The following is an 18,290-nucleotide window of genomic DNA, read 5'->3' on the forward strand; positions in this document are numbered from 1 at the left end:
TCCATGGACGGGGGGAAGAACACGCCGGACCGGATACCGCTCGTCGCCGTACTGACCGCCAACTCCATATCGACAGCCGGGACTTCACTCACCCTGATCGGCGTTCCGTGGTTCGTCCTGGAGACCACCGGCAGCGCCGGCCGGGCCGGGGTCGTCGCCTTCTGCGCGACCCTCCCCATCGTCGTCTCCGCCCTGATCGGCGGGCCCGTCATCGACCGGATCGGCCGACGCCGGGTCTCCGTCGCCTCCGACACGGTGTGCGGACTCGCCGTCGCCGCGATCCCGTTGCTCCACTACGCCGACGCACTCGCCTTCTGGATGCTCTGCGTCCTGATGGCCGTCAACGGGCTGTTCCACACACCCGGCAACACCGCGCGCTACGTCCTGGTCCCCAACCTCGCCACACACGCCGGCACCACACTCCCCCGCGCCGCCAGCCTCTTCGACGCCGTCTCGCGCGGGGCCAGGATGGTCGGGGCGGCACTGGCCGGGGTGCTGATCGCACTGGTCGGCGCGGAGACCGTGCTGCTGCTGGACGCGGCGACCTTCCTCACCTCCGCGGCACTCATCGCGGCAGGCCTGCGGGGCGTGCGCGCGGCCGAGCCCGTCACAGCCGCGGCACCGATCTCCCTGCCCACCTACAAACGTGAACTGCGCGAGGGATACGCCTACTTGCTCAGCAACCGGCTCCTGCTGGGCGTCGTCGTGATGGTCCTTTTCATGAACGGCACCGACCAGGGCTGGAACGCCGTGCTGCTGCCGGTGCACGCGTCGGCCGAGCTGGGCGGGGCGCGGGATCTCGGGCTGCTCACCGCGCTGTTCGGCGCGGGCGGCCTGACCGGGGCACTGCTGTACGGGGCGGTGGGGCACCGCTACTCGCGGCGGGCCGTGTTCAGCGTCTGCGTGATCCTGTGCGGGGCGCCGAGGTTCCTGGTCGCGGCGCTGACCGGGACGACACTGCCGCTGGCCGTGACGATGCTGCTGAGCGGGGTCGCTGGAGGCGTCCTCAACCCGATCCTGGCGACGGTGATCTACGGGAGCGTCCCCGACGCGCTGCGCAGCCGGGTCTCCGGGGCGATCACCGCGGGGTGCGAGCTGGCCATGCCGGTGGGCGGGCTGGCGGCCGGACTGCTGGTGGAGAGCGCGGGCGCCCCGGGGGCGCTGCTGACAATGGGCGGGGTCTACCTGCTCGCGACGCTGAGCCCGCTGGTCTTCCCGGCCTGGCGGACGATGGACGACGAGCCGCGCACCGGTCCGGACGAACCCTCGGGCCCTGTGGAGCAGCCCGTCAGCAGCTCGGGACCTTGCCCCCGTGATCCAGCGCCCGCAGCGAGGAGACCGCGCCCTTCAGGGTCGTGACCGGGATCAGCCGGAGCCCGTCGGGAAGCTCGGCGTGCGCCTCCTTGCACTCGGCCTTCGGTACGAGGAAGACGCTCGCCCCGTCCCGGCGGGCCGCCTGCGTCTTGAGCGAGACACCGCCGACCGCGCCGACCTTGCCGTCCGCCCGGATGGTGCCGGTACCGGCGATGGTGCGGCCGCCGGTGAGGTCGCCCCCGGAGCCGTCGCCGTCGAGCTTGTCGACGATGCCGAGGGCGAAGAACAGGCCGGCGCTGGGGCCGCCCACGTCGGCGAGGTGCAAAGTGACGTCGACCGAGCCGGGCTTCCTGCCGAGGTAGTTCAGGGCGGCGTCCACCGCCGAGTCCTGCGACTTCACCATGTCGTCGAGGTTGTGCTTCTCGATCTGCTTCTCCGAGCCGCCGGTCGGGTAGACGGAGTCGCGGGGCATGACCGCCCGGTCCGTACGGAACCAGCTGTCGATCACGTCACCGATCCCGACATCGGCGTCGGGCCCGGTCGCCACGATCGTCGTCATCCGCAGCTGGCCCTTGGTGGGCCGGGTGGGGGTGCCCTCGATGGTGATCACCGGTGTGCCGTGGTCGTCCCCGAGCACATTCGCCGTCGTACCGGGCTGCGCCAGCGTGAACGGCAGCGGCGCGAAGGCGGCCACGCCGAAGAGTGCGAGCACGGGGAGGGCGCAGAGGGCGAGGGTGCGGGGGCGCGAGAGACGTGTGAGCACCCGCCCAATCTAACCGGCCGCGCCTGCGTGGGGTGCGGTGCGGGGTTCCGGGGTGCGGGTCTTTGTCCTCAATCGCCGGACGGGCTTGATTGTGTGCGGGTACCCCGCAGGGGTGCGCCATGTCCGGTGGGTGGGGGGTGGTGCCCCTCCGGGGCGTCTCCTCAGAAATGGCGTGTTCACCCGGGTACGTGGGGGCCCGGGTCGTACGCCATTTCCTGCGGGGACTCCCCTGCACGGCCCCACCCCTGCATCACCCGCGTCTGCACACCGGCTTTGCGACTGCCGCAGACGTGGGACGGCCGGGTTCGGGGCCGTGCAGGGGAGTCCCCGCAGGACGACGAACGGATACCCGGGTCCGTCCGCGTACCCGCCGCACGTTCGTCGTCCGAGGAGACGCCCCGGAGGGGCACCGAACCCCCCACCCGCACCGCAGGCGCACCCCGCGGGGCACCCGCACAAACCAGCCCGTCCGGCGATTGAGGACAAAAAACCGCGCCCCGGAGCAGCGCACCCCGCGCTAGCGAAGCGCGTCCGCGACCTCGCGGGCCGCGTCCACGACCCGGGGGCCGACCCGCTCCGGGACCGCGTCCGCGAGCATCACCACGCCCACGCTTCCCTCGACTCCCGTCACCCCCATCAGCGCGGCCGCCGCGCCGCTCGCCCCGGCTTCGAGCTCGCCGTGGGTGAGGGTGAACGCGGTCTCGCCCACCGGCTTCTGCCGTGCGGCGAGGATCGCCCGGCCCGCGGCACCCCGGTCGAGCGGGTGGCGGAAGCCGGCCCGGTACGCCACGTGGTAGTCCGTCCAGGTCGGTTCGACGACCGCGACCGCCAGCGCGTCCGTGCCGTCGACGAGCGTGAGGTGGGCCGTGGCCCCGATGTCCTCGGCCAGGGAGCGCAGCGCGGGCAGCGCGGCTTCCCTGACGAGCGGGTGCACCTGACGGCCCAGGCGCAGCACGCCCAGGCCGACTCTGGCTCGTCCGCCCAAGTCGCGCCTGATCAGGGTGTGTTGTTCCAGGGTTGCGAGCAGACGGTAGACCACTGTGCGGTTGACACCGAGTTTGTTGGACAACTCGGTGACCGTCAGTCCGTGGTCGGTGTCGGCAAGCAGCTTGAGGACACGCAGTCCTCGGTCGAGCGTCTGCGAGGTCTCCGCGGTCACGACGCCCTCTCCTCTTTGGTGAGCGGCGGCGGCTGGTTCCCACGGATTGTGCGCCACCGGTCCCAGCGGCGACGCACGGAGAGGCCGCCGGCCTGGCCAAGGCACCGGCTGCGCTCCGCGGCGGCGTTGCCACGGGGCGTTCACATTTTTGGGACAGTAGCGAGCCAGTCCGCTCAGCGGAAGACCTCGTCCAGAATCCGGGCGCCTGCGGAAAAGCGCTTGTGCCGGACGAGCATAAGTGCCGGTCAGCGGGGCGTCGGCCGCACGGCGCGCATCTACGCGCGTCCATGTCGGCCGACTCCCTCGCGACGCTCCGTACACCGGAGGTGAACCGGCGTTAACTCACGGTGAACAATTGCTGCACAGTTTTTCCGTTCACCAGCACTTCGCAGGCCCGGATCGACTTCGTCGCCGGGTCCCGGACGGTGAAGTTGAGGGCGAAGGTGCCGTCGAGTCCGATGATCCGGGTGACGTAGGAGTCGGCGGTCTGCTTCCCGTCCGCGGTGCGTCCGGTCACGGAGACCGTGGCGACGGGCGCGAAGCCGCGGCCGGTCACCTGGACCACCGTGCCGACCGGCCCCTCGGGCGGTGAGAGCGCGAAGGACGCCCCGGCCGGGACCGTGCCGTCCTGGACGGTGAAGGCGGCCGTCTCGGTGCGCGGGTTGACGAGGACCTCCCGGACCCGGATCGCGACGGTGTCGGCCGCGTTGACGGTGAAGGTCTGCGAGAACGCCCCGTCGAGGCCGACCACCTTGGTCCGCACCGAGTCGGAGGTCTGGGAGCCGTCCGCCCGCAGCCCGACGATCGACACGGTCGCCACCTTGGCGAAGCCCTGTCCGAGGACGGTGACGGCGGTGCCCTTCGGCCCGGCCGCCGGGGTGAGGACGACGAAGGTCGGGGAGACGGTCAGCTGGGTGAGGGCCTGTGAACTGCCCGCGGTGACGCGGAGCGCGTACACGGAGCGGGGGGTGGCGGCGGCGACGGTGACCGTGCCCGTGAGGGTGCCGTTGGCGGCGATCTTGAGGGTGGAGCCGCTGATGCGGGCCGCGTCGCAGCCGCTGCCGTCGGCGGCGCACAGCGCGGCGGCCGGGGTGACGCCGGACGGCCATCCGTCACCGGAGACGCCGATGGCCCCGCCCGGTTTGACCTTGGCCGTGCCGGCCGAGAGTGTCGCGGTGGCCTCGGTCACGGTGAACGGCGTGGTCAGTACGGTCGCCGGGTCGTTGGCCTCGTCGACCTGGATCGCGGCGATCGCCGGGTCGGAGACGGTGAGTTCGACGCTGAACTTCCCGTCGGACCCGCTCTTCACGTAGACGGCGGTGTCGTCGAGGGTCGCCCCGCTCGCGTCGAGGGCGACGGTGTTGATCCACCGGTCCTGGAGGTAGTTGCTCCCGGTGACGGTGATGACGCTGCCGACCGGCCCGCTGCCGCGGGACAGTGCGATCGCCCGGGGCCCGGCGGGGACGAAGGCCCGGACGGTCAGGGGCGCGGTCGCCTCCTTCGTGCCGTCGCCGACCTTCAGGAGGTACGAGCCGTCCGGTACGGCGCCCGCCTCGGCGAGCACCGCGTTGCCGGTCAGCTGCCCGGAGCCGTTGATCGCGAGGGTGGAGGAGGCGAACTTGGCGGGGTCGCAGCCGCCGCCGTCCGCCGCGCAGAGCGACGGTACGGGGGTGGCGGACGGTGTCCACCGGCTGCCCGCGAGGGTGATCGCGGTGGACGGCCGCACCGGGGCGGTGGGGGCGATCAGCGTGGCCGGCTGCCCGGCGCTGCCCTCGGCGGTGACGGTGCCGATGGACCCGCCGCCGGCGGTCACGACGCACGGTGTCTCGTAGTTGGAGCCGAGCACCTTCGTCCGGGTCAGATTGCGCAGCGGGGTGAAGGAGATCGGCCCGCTCGCGTTGGCGGGGACGATGAAGTCCCCTTCGTACGGCGGGATCTCGATCGGCTTCCCGGACGGGACGTCGAGGGAGACCTGGGGTCCGGTGACGGTCACCGTGCCGGTGGCGCCGCCGGACATCGCGAGGTCGAGGCTCGGGGTGGTGGGCACGTCGTTGAGGCTGAGCCCGCTGGTGGCGGGGGACGGGCCGAGCGTCACCTTCGCGTGGACCTTGCCGCCCGGGTCGACGACGTCGGGGGTGAGTTCGACGTTCATCTGCTGCGGCCCGGTCGCCTCGCCCTGGCCGGCCGGCAGGGTGCAGTGGACGGTCGGGGTGACCGTACCGGCGTGTGCGAGGGGTGCCAGGGCGGCGGATCCGCCGGTCCAGACGAGCAGGGTCGTGGCTCCGAGGGCGACGGCGCGGCGTAGTGCCGCGCCACCCGGCCCTCTCGGGCCGGCGGGTCTGCGATACGCGAACATACGGCTCCTCCAAAGGAAGCGGAATGTGAATGATCCGCATACGAGTGATCCGGACGCGGTTGATCCGGACGCGGAATGGGAAACGCCCGTCAGCTCCATTGCCGTATGGAGCAGACGGGCGTCCGGAAGGGTTTTCCCCGGCGACCCCGTTACAGCAGGGTCAGTGTCAGGGTGGCGCTGTAATCTCCGGGCCTGGTGAATTCGGGAACGGTGAGCGCGAGGCCGGCGTCGGCGTCGAACCGGCCGCCGGTGAACGGACGTGATCCGTCCGGATTCATCCGGCAGAGGCTCGCCGCCTCGCTCCCGAGCGCGGCGGGCGATCCGGCGACCGGCGCCCCCACGCTCCCCGGCTGCGCGGTGCAGGCCGGGGTCCACCGCACGGCGTCGGCCGGGATGGTGTTCCCGTCGGCGCTGCTGAATCCGGTGAGGGTGGCGGTCAGCGACCATCCGCTGTTGACGCCGCGGGCGTCCTCCACCTCGACCCGGTTGAGCCGGGCCTTCTGCACACCGGTGTCCGTGCCCAGGACCGTGGTGCCGAAGTCGACGGTGTCACCGGCCTGGGTCATGGACAGCGTCCCGGCCCTGACCTCGGTGGTCAGCCGCTGCTCGCTCTCGCCGCCGCCTCCGCCGCCGCCGCCCTCCGTGGTGACGGTGAACGGCGCCGTGCGTACGGTCGCCGGGTCGTTGCCCTCGTCGGCCTGGACGGCGACGACGGCATCGGAGATGACGGTGAACTCGACGGCGAAGGTGCCGTCCGCACCGCTCTTGACGTAGACCGCGCTGTCGTCGAGCCCGCCGCCCGCGGCGTCGAGGCCGATGATGTTGATCCAGCGGTCCGGGTTGTAGTTCCGTCCGCTGACGGTGACCACGCTGCCGACCGGCCCGCTGTCGGAGGACAGCGATATCTCCCGGTTGCCGGCGGCGACGGCCTTGACGGTGAGGGGTGCGGTGGCCTCCTTCGTGCCGTCGTTGACCTTCACCTCGTAACTGCCGTCGGGCACCGCCCCGGCCTCGCCGAGGGTCGCGGTTCCGGTGAGCGTGCCGTAGGAGTCGATCCGCAGGGTGTGCGAGGCGAACTTCAGCGGGTCGCAGCCGCCACCGCCCACCGCGCAGAGCGACGGTACGGGGGTGCCGTCCGGTGTCCACCGCGAACCGCGCAGCTTGACCGCGGTGTTCGGGCGCACCGGATCGGCGGGGGCCTTCAGGGTGGCGGGCTCGGAAGCGGAACCCTCCGCCGTGACGGTACCGACGCTGCCCACGTCGCCGACGACGTCGCATGGTGTCTCGAAGACCGATCCGAGCACCTTGGTCTGGGTCAGGGTGCGGATCGGCGCGAGCGATATCTCACCGGAGGCGTCCGCCGGGACCAGGAAGTCGCCCTCGTACGTGGGGATCTCGATGGGTTTCCCGGCCGGGACGTCCATGGTGAACTCGGCGCCCCGCACGGTGACGGTGCCGGTGGCCCCGCCGGACATCGCGAGGTCGAGGCTGGGGATGGTCGGCACGTCGTACAGGTCGATGGCGCTGGTTGCGGGGGACGGGCCGAGCGTCACCTCGGCGTGCACCTTGCCGCCCGGGGCGACGACCGCGGGCGACAGCTCGACGGTCATCTTCTGCGGCCCGGTCGCCTCTCCCTGGCCCGCGGGCAGGGTGCAGTGGACGGTCGGGGTGACCGTACCGGCCGCGGCCGCCGTGGCGTGGTACGGGGGAAGCGGCGCGGCGGCCCCGACACAGCCCAGCGACAGTACGAAGCAGGCTGCGAGCAGACCGGTCACCCCGGGTCTTCGTCGTCGGATCACCTGACACCCTTTCATGGCCCATTGATTGCGCATATTGAGGAGGTCACGTGCAGAGAAGTCAAGAGAGACCGAATTGATCCTTTCTGAAATGCCCGAAAAGCATTTCAGCACGCGTTTCCTACGCATCTGTTGACATCTTCGAAGATCACCGTTTCACTGCACCCGACATGCCGGGCCCGGCACGCAGATCCGCAGGCTGGTACAGCTCCAGCGAATCTGCGGAATTCAAACCGGAAGGAGTTCCACCCGTCATGTCAATCTCCTCAGGCCACACCCCCAGCCGAAGACGTCTGCCGCTGGTGCTGGGCGCGGCGTGTTCCGTCGGCGCACTGCTCGCGCTGTCGTCCCCGACGGCATCCGCCGTGGTCCCGCTCAGCGCGACGGCGAGCTACAACTGCGGCTCCTGGGGCAGCGGTCTCGCCACCCTGACCGCCGCCGACTCGGGCACGAGCAAGACCATCAAGATCACCTCCACGGCGATCACCATGCCGGCCGGCACGAGCGCCGACCCGAACAGCATCACCACGACGCTGACCCTCTCCAAGACCTCGGGCGGCGTCACCAGCCAGGTCCAGTTCTCCGCGAAGGCCAACCCCGGTCTGAGCGGCGGCAACCCGATCACCCTCGGCCCGCTGAAGCTCAGCTCCGGCACGCTCGCGGCCGGCGACAGCACCAACTCCGTGGTGCTGCCCACTCCCCCGACGACCTCCAACTGGTCGCTGCGGATCGTGGCCTCGTCCCCGACCTCGGCCACCGTGCCGTGCGTGGCCACGACCAACCAGTCCGCCGCGTTCGTCTGGTAGCGGCGGCCCTCTCATGACACCGGCCTCAGACCCATGACGCCGGCCCGCTCATGACACCGGCCCGGGGCGAGGACGGCTGTCCTGTACCCCGGGCCGGTGCCCGCGTGCTCCGGTGGGTCACGTCATACGGGTGGCCCACTCCTGGACCTTCTTGATCCGCTGCTCGATCTGCCCGGCCGTGGCCTCCGCGCTCGGCGGCCCGCCGCACACCCGCCGCAGCTCGGTGTGGATGACGCCGTGCGGCTTGCCGCTCTGGTGCGTGTAGGCCGACACCATGGTGTTCAGCTGCTTGCGCAGCCCCAGCAGCTGCTTGTGCGTGACCACCGGCCGGTCACCGGCCGGCTTCTCCAGCAGATCGGCCTCGGAGGCCGGCTTCTGGCGGCTGTGCGCGATCTGCCGGGTCTGCCGCTTCTGGAGCAGCAGCTGCACCTGGTCGGGTTCGAGCAGCCCCGGGATTCCGAGGTAGTCCTGCTCTTCCTCGCTGCCCGGGTGCGCCTGCATGCCGAACTCGGCACCGTCGTACAGCACCCGGTCGAAGACCGCGTCGGATTCGAGGGCCTCGAAGGGCAGCTGCTCCTCGGTCTCCTCGTCCTCCAGCTTCTCCGCGTCGGCGAGGAGCTTGTCCTCCTCGGCGAACGGGTTCTCCTCGTCGCTGCCCTTCTTGGGCTTGTCGAGGACGTGGTCCCGTTCGACCTCCATCTCGTTGGCGAAGTCGAGGAGCATCGGGATCGTCGGTACGAAGACCGAGGCGGTCTCGCCGCGCCTGCGGGAGCGCACGAAGCGGCCGACGGCCTGGGCGAAGAAGAGCGGCGTCGAGATGGTGGTGGCGTACACACCGACCGCGAGGCGCGGCACGTCGACGCCCTCCGACACCATGCGGACGGCGACCATCCAGCGCGATCCGTCGTCGGTGAACTGGTCGATCCGCTTCGACGCGGCCTTCTCGTCGGACAGGACGACGGTGGCCTTCTCGCCGGTGACCTTCTTGAGGATCTTGGCGTACTCGCGGGCGGACTCCTGGTCGGTCGCGATGACCAGGCCGCCCGCGTCGGGAATGCCCTTGCGGACCTCGGTGAGCCGCTTGTCGGCGGCGCTGAGCACATTGGGGATCCAGTCGCCGGTGGGGGCCAGCGCGGTGCGCCAGGCCTGCCCGATGGCGTCCTTGGTCATCGGTTCGCCGAGCCGGGCGGCGATCTCGTCACCGGCCTTGGTGCGCCAGCGCATGTTGCCGCTGTAGCTGAGGAAGATCACCGGGCGGACGACGCCGTCGGCGAGCGCGTTGCCGTAGCCGTAGGTGTAGTCGGCCGAGGAGCGCCGGATCCCGTCGTTCCCCTCCTCGTACACGACGAAGGGGATCGGGTTGGTGTCGGAGCGGAACGGCGTACCGGTGAGCGAGAGCCGGCGGGTCGCCGGGTCGAACGCCTCCTGGCACGCCTCGCCCCAGGACTTCGAGTCACCGGCGTGGTGGATCTCGTCGAGGATCACCAGGGTCTTGCGCTGCTCGCACCGGTTGCGGTGGAGCATCGGGCGGACCCCGACACCGGCGTACGTGACCGCGACCCCGTGGTAGTCCTTGCTCACGGGGCCGGCGCTGTAGTCCGGGTCGAGCTTGATCCCTATCCGGGCGGCGGCCTCCGCCCACTGCTTCTTGAGGTGCTCGGTCGGCGCCACGACGGTGATCTGCTGGACGACGTGGTGGTGCAGCAGCCATGACGCGAGGGTCAGCGCGAAGGTGGTCTTGCCGGCGCCGGGGGTCGCGACCGCGAGGAAGTCGCGCGGCTGCTCCTGGATGTACCTCTCCATGGCGCCCTGCTGCCAGGCTCGCAGCTTGCCGGCCGTACCCCAGGGGGCGCGGCCGGGAAAGGCGGGTGAGAGGTGGTGGGAGGCGGTAGTAGTCACGGTCTCCGGTTCGGGTCTCTCGGGTACGTGGGGCGCTGTCCGCACGGGCCGGGACGGGCACGCACGCGATACGACAACCGGGCCACCCTACCGGGGGGCGGGGTGGAACCCCGTACGAACCAGCCGTGGTTCGGCACAGCTGAGACCCGCTTCACAGGGAACGTCTACTTGGCGAATCCGGGCAGCTGTTCCGCGATCTTGGGCATGTCCACCACTCCCTGACAGACGTCGAGGACGAAGCGCTCGGCCTGGTCCACGTCGAAGCCGGCGTCCAGCGGATGTCCGTTCATGTGCAGGAAAACCCAGGTCGCATACCAGGCGATGCGCTTGTTACCGTCGACGAGCGCATGATTGCGCGCCAGCGACTCCATCAACGCGGCGGCCTTCTGCCAGACATCCGGATAGGCGTCCTGGCCGAAGACGCTCGACTGCGGGCGGGCCAGTGCCGAGTCGAGCAGCCCGTAGTCACGCACCTCGGCCGCACCGAGGCGCTTCGCCAGACTGAGCAGCTCGGGCATGGTCAGGTACTGCATCAGGCAAGCCTCCGATTGAGCTCCTCACTCGCCTTCAGTACGTGTTCCGCCGCCTCGTCGAAAAGGCGCGAGTGTTCGTTTATGGCGGTGATCACCGCATCGTGGGCGAAGGACTGCATGCTCCTCCCTTCCGCCTCGGCCCGAGCGCGCAGGGCGTCCAGCTCTTCTTCGGTGAACCGCAGATTCAGACCAGCCATGAGCGAATGGTACCGCTTGGTACCACGCGGTGCTACGCGTCCTCGCGCACCCGCGTCGCCACCCACGCCCCCACCAGCGCGACCCCCGCCATCGGCAGGAACACCACCGCGAACGCCCCCGGATGCGAGCCGGAGGACCCCGCCTCCAGGGCCTCGTGCACGGCCCCCACCGCTCCCCCGCCGAGCGCGCCGAACGCCGCGCCACCCGCGGCCAGCAGCAGGGCGTTGGAGAGCCCGTCGGAGATCTGCAGGGCCGCGGAGTTCGCCCCCGCCTCCTCCGGCGCGGACAGCTTCAGCAGCAGCACGCTCGTCGACGCGATCACCGCGCCCATGCCGAGGCAGCCGACCGCCCAGGCCACGGCGACCGTCCAGACCGGCACCCCGTCGATCAGCACGGTGGGCGCGGCCGCGATCGCCAGGGCGACCAGCACCATGCCGCCCACCATCAGCCGTTCGCGGTGCGGCTCCAGACGCGGCCGGGACTGCAGGAACGAACCCAGCGCCCAGGTCGCGCCGCCGGCCGCGAGCGACAGACCCGCCATCGTCGGGGACAGGCCGCGCTGGGTGACCAGCATCAGGGGCACGAACGACTCGGCGGCGATGAACGACCCGGCCGCCACCCCGCGCAGCAGCACCACAGAGGGCAGCCCGCGCGCCGCCCGGCCGGTGCCCGGGGGCAGCAGTCCGCGGACGGCGGGGACGAGCAGGGCGATCCCGGCGGCGGCCGGCAGCAGCGAGAACCAGTTCCGCTCCTGCCCGGCGTACTGGAGCAGCCCCGCGCCCAGCGAGATGCCCAGCGCGAGCACGATGCGCCGGCGGTCGAACGGGTCGACGGGCGCCGCCGGATCGGCGGGCCCGGACGCCATCCGCCGGATCGCGGGCAGCGCGAGCGCCAGCGGGAAGATCACCAGGACCGGAATGCCGACGAAGACCCAGCGCCAGCCCAGGTGCTCGGTCACGCTTCCGGAGGCCAGCGGCCCGACGACGGACGGGATCACCCAGCTCGCGGCGAACCCGGCCATGATCGCCGGGCGCAGCGGATCCGGGTAGGCCCGGCTGACCACCACGTACAGCGCGACGATCACCAGTCCGCCGCCGAGCCCCTGCACGGCCCGCCCCGCGACGAACATCCACATGGTGCCCGCGGTCCCGGAGAGCAGCAGGCCCACCCCGAAGGCGGTGATCCCGGCGGCGAGCGGCCCCAGCGGCCCGCGCCGGTCGGCCCACTGGCCGGAGAGCACCATGGCGAAGAGGCTGGTGGTGAAGTACGCCGAGAACGCGAACGCGTAGAGGGGGACGCCGTGCAGTTCGCGGGCGGCGACCGGCATCGCGGTCCCCACCGCGGTCGCCTCGAAGGCGATCAGGAACACGACGGAGATGATGCCGATGCTGAGCGCCCGATAGGTCCGCCCGAGCACCCCTTCCGGTACTGCGGCGACGACGGTCTTGTGCAGGTCATCGGTGTCTTCGGTGCGGGCCGAGACCTCGGCGTCACGCGGTTCCAGGGCGGTCATGAACCTTAGGGTAAGGGGCAAAAGCCACCATGGCCCCTGTCCCGGGTCGCTCCCGTTCTCGTCCCTTGGTCGTAGGACCGGCCGGCCGGGCGTGAACGGCGTGTGGCAGTCGCGTTGCGGGGCCGTCCGCGCCCTTGGCGCCGGGGGCCCCGGGGCATACGGTCGGGAACAGAACAACGCACGGCCGTGTGCCCGAGAGGCTTAGGGGCTCGACTGCAACTCGAGTTACACCGGTTCGATTCCGGTCACGGCCTCGATGGAGACGCAACCGCCCGCCCCTCGTCCGTGAGGGGCGGGCGGTCCGCGTTCGGCGGGGGTCAGCGGGTGGGGACCGAGTCCGGCTCGGGGGCGCCCTCGTCCACGGTCACGGCCGGCGAGGGACGGCTGCCACGCGCCTTGCGCACCGCGTACGCGACGAGAACGACGGCCAGGCTGCCGATGCTGGTGAGCAGTTGGGTGCGCTGGTCGGCGATGACGGCCATGGCCACCAGGACGGCGGCGAAGCCGGCCATCACCACCCAGGTGAGATACGGGAAGAGCCACATGCGCAGGGTCAGCCGCTCGGGCGCCTCGCGCTCCAGCCTGCGGCGCATGCGCAGCTGGGACACGCCGATCATGAGGTACATGAAGATGGCGATCGCGCCCGAGGAGTTCACCAGGTAGGTGAAGACGGTGTCCGGGGAGAGGTAGGCCAGGAGCACCGAGATCCAGCCGACCACGGTGCCGGCCAGGATCGCGCGGACCGGAACCTGGCGCTTGTTCGTCGCCACCAGCCAGGTGGGGGCGTCGCCATGGGTGGCGAGCGCCCGCATCATCCGCGAGGAGACGTAGACGGAGGAGTTGAGCACGCTCAGCACGGCCGTGAGGATCACGATGTCCATCACGACGCCCGCGCCCGGCAGCCCGATGATCTTCCAGGCCGCGACGTACGGGCTGGCCAGGACCTGGGCGCTGTCCCACGGCACGATGGTGACCACCAGGACGATGGAGCCCACGTAGAAGAGGATGATCCGCCAGATGATCCCGGTGGTGGCGCGGGCCACCGAGCGCTCGGGCTCCTTGCTCTCGGCGGCGGCGATGGTGACGATCTCGGCCCCGCCGAAGGCGAAGATGACCACGACGATCGCGGAGAAGATCGCGGTGAAGCCGTTCGGCGTGAAGCCGCCGTGCGCGGTCAGGTTGGAGAAGTCGAAGGACGAGTCCGGCCAGAGGCCGAAGACGTAGAGGCCGCCGACGATCAGGAAGGCCACGATCGCGGCGACCTTGACGGAGGAGAACCAGAACTCGAACTCGCCGAACGACTTCACGGAGAGCAGGTTGGTCGCGGTCATCACGATCATCAGGCCCATGGCCAGGACCCAGAGCGGCAGGTCGATCCACGCGTGCAGGATCGCCGCTCCCGCGACGGCCTCCACGGCCACGATGATGACGTAGTAGTACCAGTACAGCCATCCGATGGTGAAGCCCGCCCACGGCCCGATGGCGGTGCGGGCGTAGTCGGCGAAGGAGCCCGCGGACGGCTTCGCCACGACCATCTCGCCGAGCATCCGCATGGTGCACAGCACCAGCGCGCCGGCCAGGCAGTAGGACACGATCGCGGCGGGCCCGGCCGTCTTGATCACCGAGCCGCTGCCGACGAACAGTCCGGCGCCGATCGCGCCGCCGATCGCGATCATCGACATGTGGCGGTTGCGCAGGGAGCGGCTGAGTTCCGGTTGCGGGCTCTGCGGCTCTCTCTGCGGTGCGGATGAAGTCATGGCAGCTCCAGTCGTGGACAACGTCGTACGGGGGCGCGGGACACCCCTCGGGGCAGGGGTGCGCCGTCGAAGCGGCACGGCCGGGCGGCCTGTTCCGGGCCCGGCCGCGGTGTTCTCAGGTCCAGTCGCCCTCGCGGCCGCCGCCGATCACCCAGCTGAGCGCCCGGAAGCGGCGCAGCGCCGTCACGGCGTCGGGGGTCTCCATGCGGACGGTCCGGGGGCCGGACAGTTCGACCCCGGACAGCGCGCTCGCGCGGTCCGCGAGGTGCGGGCTGTCCACGTCGACCTCCACCACGTGCGGTGCGGGGCGCGGGGTGGGACGGGGCGGGGGTGCCGAGAGGGCCGCCGCGGCCTCGCGGCGGATGTCGGCCGCCGTGACGGCGGGGGTGCGGCAGACGGCCGCGTGCCGGGAGATCGCCTTCTTCACGGTGACGGTCCGGCAGCCGGGCGCGTACCCGGCGGCTTCGCGGCAGGTCACGTCGTCACCGGTGACCAGGACGACGGGGACGCCCGCCTCCGCGGCGACCAGGGCGTTGAAGTGCCCCTCGCCGGCCGGCTCGCCGTCGATGCGGACACCGAGGATGCTGTGCGAGAGATAGGTGTGCGCGAGGACGCCCTGTTCGCCGGCACCGGTGTGGTAGCCGACGAACGCCACCGCGTCGATGCCCTCCTCCAGCCCTTCCATCATGCCGAGCGGCTTGTGGCGGCCGACGATCAGGACGGCACGCGGGTCGAGTTCCTCGATGAGCACGTTGTCCATGCCGCAGTGGGCGTCATTGACGACGATCTCTTCCGCGCCCGCGTCGGCGAACCCGGCGACCGCGGCGTTGACGTCCCGGGTGAGCAGCCGGCGGAAGCGTTCGTAGCGCGGTGTCCCCGCTGCGACGTCCGCCGGGGAGACCGTGCCCGTCGCCCCTTCCATGTCGGCGGATATGAGCACACGCTTCACCCCGCCACCTCCTTGTTCGTTCCTTGCTCCGGACCGTCCGCGCACAGCGCCACGAGGGCGTCCGCGTGGGAGAGGCCGCTCTCCTCGACGACTTCGCGCACGCTCTGGGCCTCACGGACCAGGGCGAGGCGTACCTTCCCGTCAGAACCCGTGCGATATCCGTACACAGCAGGTCTGGGCAGGGAATTGTATGAGAAGTGCGAAGAGAAGTAATACGCCCCTGTGTCGTACAGCGCCACCACGTCCCCGGGGTCGACCGCCGGGAGTTCGCGGGCGGTCGCGGTCAGGTCCCCGGCGAAGCAGCACGGTCCCGCGATGTCCACGACCTGGAGCGGCCCCTCCTTGGGGCGGCCCGCGGCGTCGAACACACCGACGCGCAGGGGCCATGCCTCGGGCATGAACACGGTGCGGGTGGCCACCTGGGCTCCGGCGTGGGTGACCGCGATCCGCCGGCCGCCGGCGGACTTGGTGTACTCGACGACCGAGCCGATGGTGCCGCTCTTCGCCAGCAGCGAGCGGCCGAACTCGGTGACGAGGGTGTAGCGGCCGTCGAAGAGCCCCGGAGCGGCGCCGCGCAGCTCGGCGACGTAGTCGGCGTAGGTGGGGCGGTCGTCCTCGCTCTCGAAGTTGACGGGCAGCCCGCCGCCGATGTCCAGGCCGGTGATCCGGGCGTGCCCCAGCTGTTCGTTGATCCGCTCCGCGAGCTCGTAGGCGGCACCGACCCCCTGGGCGATCAGCGGCAGCGGGCAGCCCTGGGAGCCGACGTGCGCGTGCAGGCGGTTGAGCCAGGGGCGCCGGGTGAAGGCGTCGATCACCGCGTCCACGGCTCCCGGGTCGCGCAGTGCGACACCGAACTTGGATGTCGCGGTCGCGGTGCTCATCGCCCCGATGGCACCGGCGCCGACCTGCGGATTCACCCGCAGGCCGATGGGTCCGGCCGGCTCGCGTCCGGCCAGCAGCCGGTCGACGCGCTCCAGCTCCTGGAAGTTGTCCAGGTTGATCGCGATGCCGTGCTCCAGCGCGAACTCCAGCTCCTCGACCGTCTTCGCGGGGCTGTCGAAGACCAGCCGGTCCGGGGTGAAGCCGGCGGCGAGGGCCTGTTCCAGCTCGCCCGGCGAGGCCACTTCGCAGCCCATGCCGGCCTCGGCGAGGAGGCGCAGTACCGGCACCAGTCCGCAGGCCTTGGCCGCGAACGTGTGGTGGACCGTGGCCGGCCCCTCGAACGCCTCGTTCAGCGCGTCCACCGCCGCCAGCACCCCGTCGACGTCGAGCAGGCCGACCAGGGGCGAGCCGGGGCCGAGCAGCCCCTCCTCGACGGCGCGGGCGAGCGCCGCCTCTCGGGCGCGCTTGCGCTGGGGGGCCGGACCGGATGTCACCTGAACCACACTCCTACGTGAGGGACCGCTCGTGCACCGCGTCCATCGGGCCGCGGGCCGTTGTGCCCAGCTTCGGTGCGCGGAGCCCGGCATGTCTCCGTCGCCCACGACCAGGACACGCCGGATCGCCTGTCCGGCCCCACAAGTAAATGATCATGAAATACGTCGTCGCCCCCGGCGTCCTCAGCCGTCGCGGCGGCCCAGACGCAGCCCGACGTCCGCCAGGAGCCGCACGGCAGGGTCGGCCAGGTCCACGCCGAACAGCTCCCGGGCCCGGCGCAGCCGGTACCTCAGGGTGTTGGGGTGCACATTGAGGCGACGCGCGGCGGCGGCCGTGTCGCCGAAGGCGTCGAGGTACCCGGCGACCGATTCGCCGTACCGCGCGCCGTGCGCCCGGTCGTGCTCCAGCATCGCGTGCACCGGCCCCGACAGCGTCCCCCACAGCGGCTCCACCCGGTCGAGCAGCCGCAGCACCGCGGCCTCGGCCGCCACCTCCGCGTACGAGGCCACTTCCGAACCGGCCCCGGCGGGCAGCCGCGCGGCCCGCTCCCCCAGCACCCGTACCACCAGCTCCGCGGCCTCACGGGAGGCGGGCAGCCGCGCCAGGTCCGTCACCACGGGCCCGGCACCGGCGAAGACCACGCCACGGGGTACGGAGCGGGCCGTCGCCAGCAGGGTGCGGGCGGGGTCCGTCTCGCCGTCCGCGGCCGGCACCAGGGTGTACAGCCGCTGTCCCGACCGTGCGGTCACACACCCGGGGCGGTAGGCGGCGGCCTGGAGCGCGAGGACGTCGAGCACCCGTTGCACGACGTCCCCGGGCGCCGGCTCCCGGCCCTCGTACACCTCCGCCACCATCACGGCGTACGGCCGGCCCCGTACGATCCCGACGTCGTGCGCCGCCTGGGTGCTGCCCGCCAGGAGTGCGTGCACCGCTCCCTCGCGCGCCCGGGTGGCGGCCCGGCCCCACGTCCGGTGGTGCGACAGGTGCGGGACCGCCGCGCGGCCCGCCGTCCGCAGCGCCGCCACCGCGTCCTCGGCCAGCGGACGCCCGTCGGCGGCGGCCCAGATCGAGCCGAGCACCTCGGATCCGTGCCGTACCGCGACGGCCAGCCGTTCGGCGTACCGGTCGTCGGCGGGGCGCCGCACCACGTCGTCGGTGTTCCACAGGGTCTGGAAGAAGCCGCTCTCCCGCAGTTCGACGACCCGCCAGCGCGGCACCTCCTGGCCGAGGATCGTGAGCCTGCGCATCGGATCGGGCTCGTGGTCCATGCGCGAGTACGCCAGCACCCGCGACTGCGGGTCCTCGATCGTGATCGCGCCGCCGACCAGGTCCGCCACGGTGTTGGCCAGGCCCGACAGATCTCCCAGCCGCAGCCCGTCGACACCGCCCGCGCCCCCGGCCCCGTCCGCGACGCTGTGCACCAACGCGGTCCGCAGCCCGCCGAGCACCTCGGTCCAGCCCTGTCCGGGCCGCCGGGTCAGCAACGCCGTACGCCCCCGCTCCGCCGCCTCCAGCAGCGCCGTCCCCGGCCCCCGGACGCCGCGCCGCATCACCACGGCCGCCGCGCCGGCCCGGTCGGCGGCGCGCAGCACGTCCACCGCCTCGGACGAGGCGACTTCCACCCCGACGGCGAGCAGCACCAGCCCGGTGGCCGCCCAGACCTCCTCGTCCCGCTCCTCGCCCGGGTCGTGCAGCACCACGTCGGACACGGGCACGCCGGTGCCGCGGGGTGCCACGACCACGTCGAGTGTCCCGGCGGCGATCAGCGCGAGGAGCTGCGCGAGCGTGGGGCCGTGGTCGGGGCCGTCCGATCCGGAGAGATGCATCCGCCCATACTCGCCGCATGACGCCGCGGCCTGCCATGTCCCCC

General features: G+C 71.8%; 14 protein-coding genes and 1 tRNA gene. 3 read left to right on the forward strand and 12 right to left on the reverse strand.

The window, feature by feature from the left end:
* Window positions 1-3: 3 nt before the first annotated feature.
* Window positions 4-1,359: an MFS transporter gene (locus tag ACIO3R_RS03160; RefSeq protein ID WP_402102748.1), complete on the forward strand. Its 1,356-nt coding sequence runs from the start codon at window positions 4-6 to the stop codon at window positions 1,357-1,359.
* On the opposite strand, the gene ACIO3R_RS03165 is transcribed toward ACIO3R_RS03160, so the two are convergent.
* The 4 genes from ACIO3R_RS03165 to ACIO3R_RS03180 all read right to left on the reverse strand — a co-directional run bounded on the left by ACIO3R_RS03165 (window position 1,289) and on the right by ACIO3R_RS03180 (window position 7,367).
* Window positions 1,289-2,077, reverse strand: a complete 789-nt coding sequence (locus tag ACIO3R_RS03165; RefSeq protein ID WP_402102750.1) for a S16 family serine protease — start codon at window positions 2,075-2,077, stop codon at window positions 1,289-1,291. The genes ACIO3R_RS03160 and ACIO3R_RS03165 overlap by 71 nt on opposite strands.
* 517 nt (window positions 2,078-2,594) lie before the next feature.
* Entirely contained in the window at window positions 2,595-3,236 is a 642-nt protein-coding gene (locus ACIO3R_RS03170) for an IclR family transcriptional regulator (protein WP_024489166.1), read from the reverse strand.
* A 337-nt stretch (window positions 3,237-3,573) separates the two neighbouring features.
* Complete coding sequence (locus tag ACIO3R_RS03175; RefSeq protein WP_402102752.1) at window positions 3,574-5,592, reverse strand: hypothetical protein; 2,019 nt, start codon at window positions 5,590-5,592, stop codon at window positions 3,574-3,576.
* A 149-nt stretch (window positions 5,593-5,741) separates the two neighbouring features.
* Complete coding sequence (locus ACIO3R_RS03180; protein ID WP_402102754.1) at window positions 5,742-7,367, reverse strand: hypothetical protein; 1,626 nt, start codon at window positions 7,365-7,367, stop codon at window positions 5,742-5,744.
* A gap of 275 nt (window positions 7,368-7,642) precedes the next feature.
* Between ACIO3R_RS03180 and ACIO3R_RS03185 the strand changes: the two genes are divergently transcribed.
* On the forward strand, window positions 7,643-8,194 hold the full coding sequence (locus ACIO3R_RS03185) for a hypothetical protein (protein ID WP_385351428.1): 552 nt from the start codon (window positions 7,643-7,645) through the stop codon (window positions 8,192-8,194).
* Between the two features lie 117 nt (window positions 8,195-8,311).
* On the opposite strand, the gene ACIO3R_RS03190 is transcribed toward ACIO3R_RS03185, so the two are convergent.
* The 4 genes from ACIO3R_RS03190 to ACIO3R_RS03205 form a co-directional block, all read right to left on the reverse strand.
* Window positions 8,312-10,093, reverse strand: coding sequence for a DEAD/DEAH box helicase (locus tag ACIO3R_RS03190; protein ID WP_385037156.1), 1,782 nt, complete (start codon window positions 10,091-10,093; stop codon window positions 8,312-8,314).
* A 164-nt stretch (window positions 10,094-10,257) separates the two neighbouring features.
* Window positions 10,258-10,626: a type II toxin-antitoxin system death-on-curing family toxin gene (locus tag ACIO3R_RS03195; RefSeq protein WP_402102758.1), complete on the reverse strand. Its 369-nt coding sequence runs from the start codon at window positions 10,624-10,626 to the stop codon at window positions 10,258-10,260.
* On the reverse strand, window positions 10,626-10,823 hold the full coding sequence (locus ACIO3R_RS03200; protein ID WP_402102761.1) for an Arc family DNA-binding protein: 198 nt from the start codon (window positions 10,821-10,823) through the stop codon (window positions 10,626-10,628). The genes ACIO3R_RS03195 and ACIO3R_RS03200 overlap by 1 nt, the downstream gene beginning before the upstream one ends.
* A 32-nt stretch (window positions 10,824-10,855) precedes the next feature.
* Entirely contained in the window at window positions 10,856-12,337 is a 1,482-nt protein-coding gene (locus tag ACIO3R_RS03205) for an MFS transporter (RefSeq protein ID WP_402102764.1), read from the reverse strand.
* A 182-nt stretch (window positions 12,338-12,519) separates the two neighbouring features.
* Between ACIO3R_RS03205 and ACIO3R_RS03210 the strand changes: the two genes are divergently transcribed.
* A tRNA-Cys gene (locus tag ACIO3R_RS03210) sits at window positions 12,520-12,591 on the forward strand.
* 63 nt (window positions 12,592-12,654) lie between these two features.
* Here ACIO3R_RS03210 and ACIO3R_RS03215 read toward each other — a convergent pair.
* The 4 genes from ACIO3R_RS03215 to ACIO3R_RS03230 all read right to left on the reverse strand — a co-directional run bounded on the left by ACIO3R_RS03215 (window position 12,655) and on the right by ACIO3R_RS03230 (window position 18,246).
* Window positions 12,655-14,094 carry an amino acid permease gene (locus ACIO3R_RS03215; RefSeq protein WP_402102766.1) on the reverse strand — a complete coding sequence of 480 codons (1,440 nt, stop codon included), beginning with the start codon at window positions 14,092-14,094 and terminating at the stop codon, window positions 12,655-12,657.
* A gap of 115 nt (window positions 14,095-14,209) precedes the next feature.
* A complete protein-coding gene (locus tag ACIO3R_RS03220; RefSeq protein ID WP_363030308.1) occupies window positions 14,210-15,043 on the reverse strand; it encodes a M55 family metallopeptidase in 834 nt (277 codons plus the stop codon).
* On the reverse strand, window positions 15,040-16,419 hold the full coding sequence (locus tag ACIO3R_RS03225; protein ID WP_385037170.1) for a diaminopimelate decarboxylase: 1,380 nt from the start codon (window positions 16,417-16,419) through the stop codon (window positions 15,040-15,042). Before ACIO3R_RS03225 ends, ACIO3R_RS03220 begins: the two co-directional genes overlap by 4 nt.
* Window positions 16,420-16,602: 183 nt before the next feature.
* Window positions 16,603-18,246 (reverse strand): PucR family transcriptional regulator, encoded by a 1,644-nt coding sequence (locus ACIO3R_RS03230; RefSeq protein ID WP_402102770.1) that lies wholly within the window; start codon window positions 18,244-18,246, stop codon window positions 16,603-16,605.
* Window positions 18,247-18,290: the final 44 nt, after the last annotated feature.

It is taken from the genome of Streptomyces sp. NPDC087428 (assembly GCF_044744085.1).
Classification (GTDB): domain Bacteria; phylum Actinomycetota; class Actinomycetes; order Streptomycetales; family Streptomycetaceae; genus Streptomyces.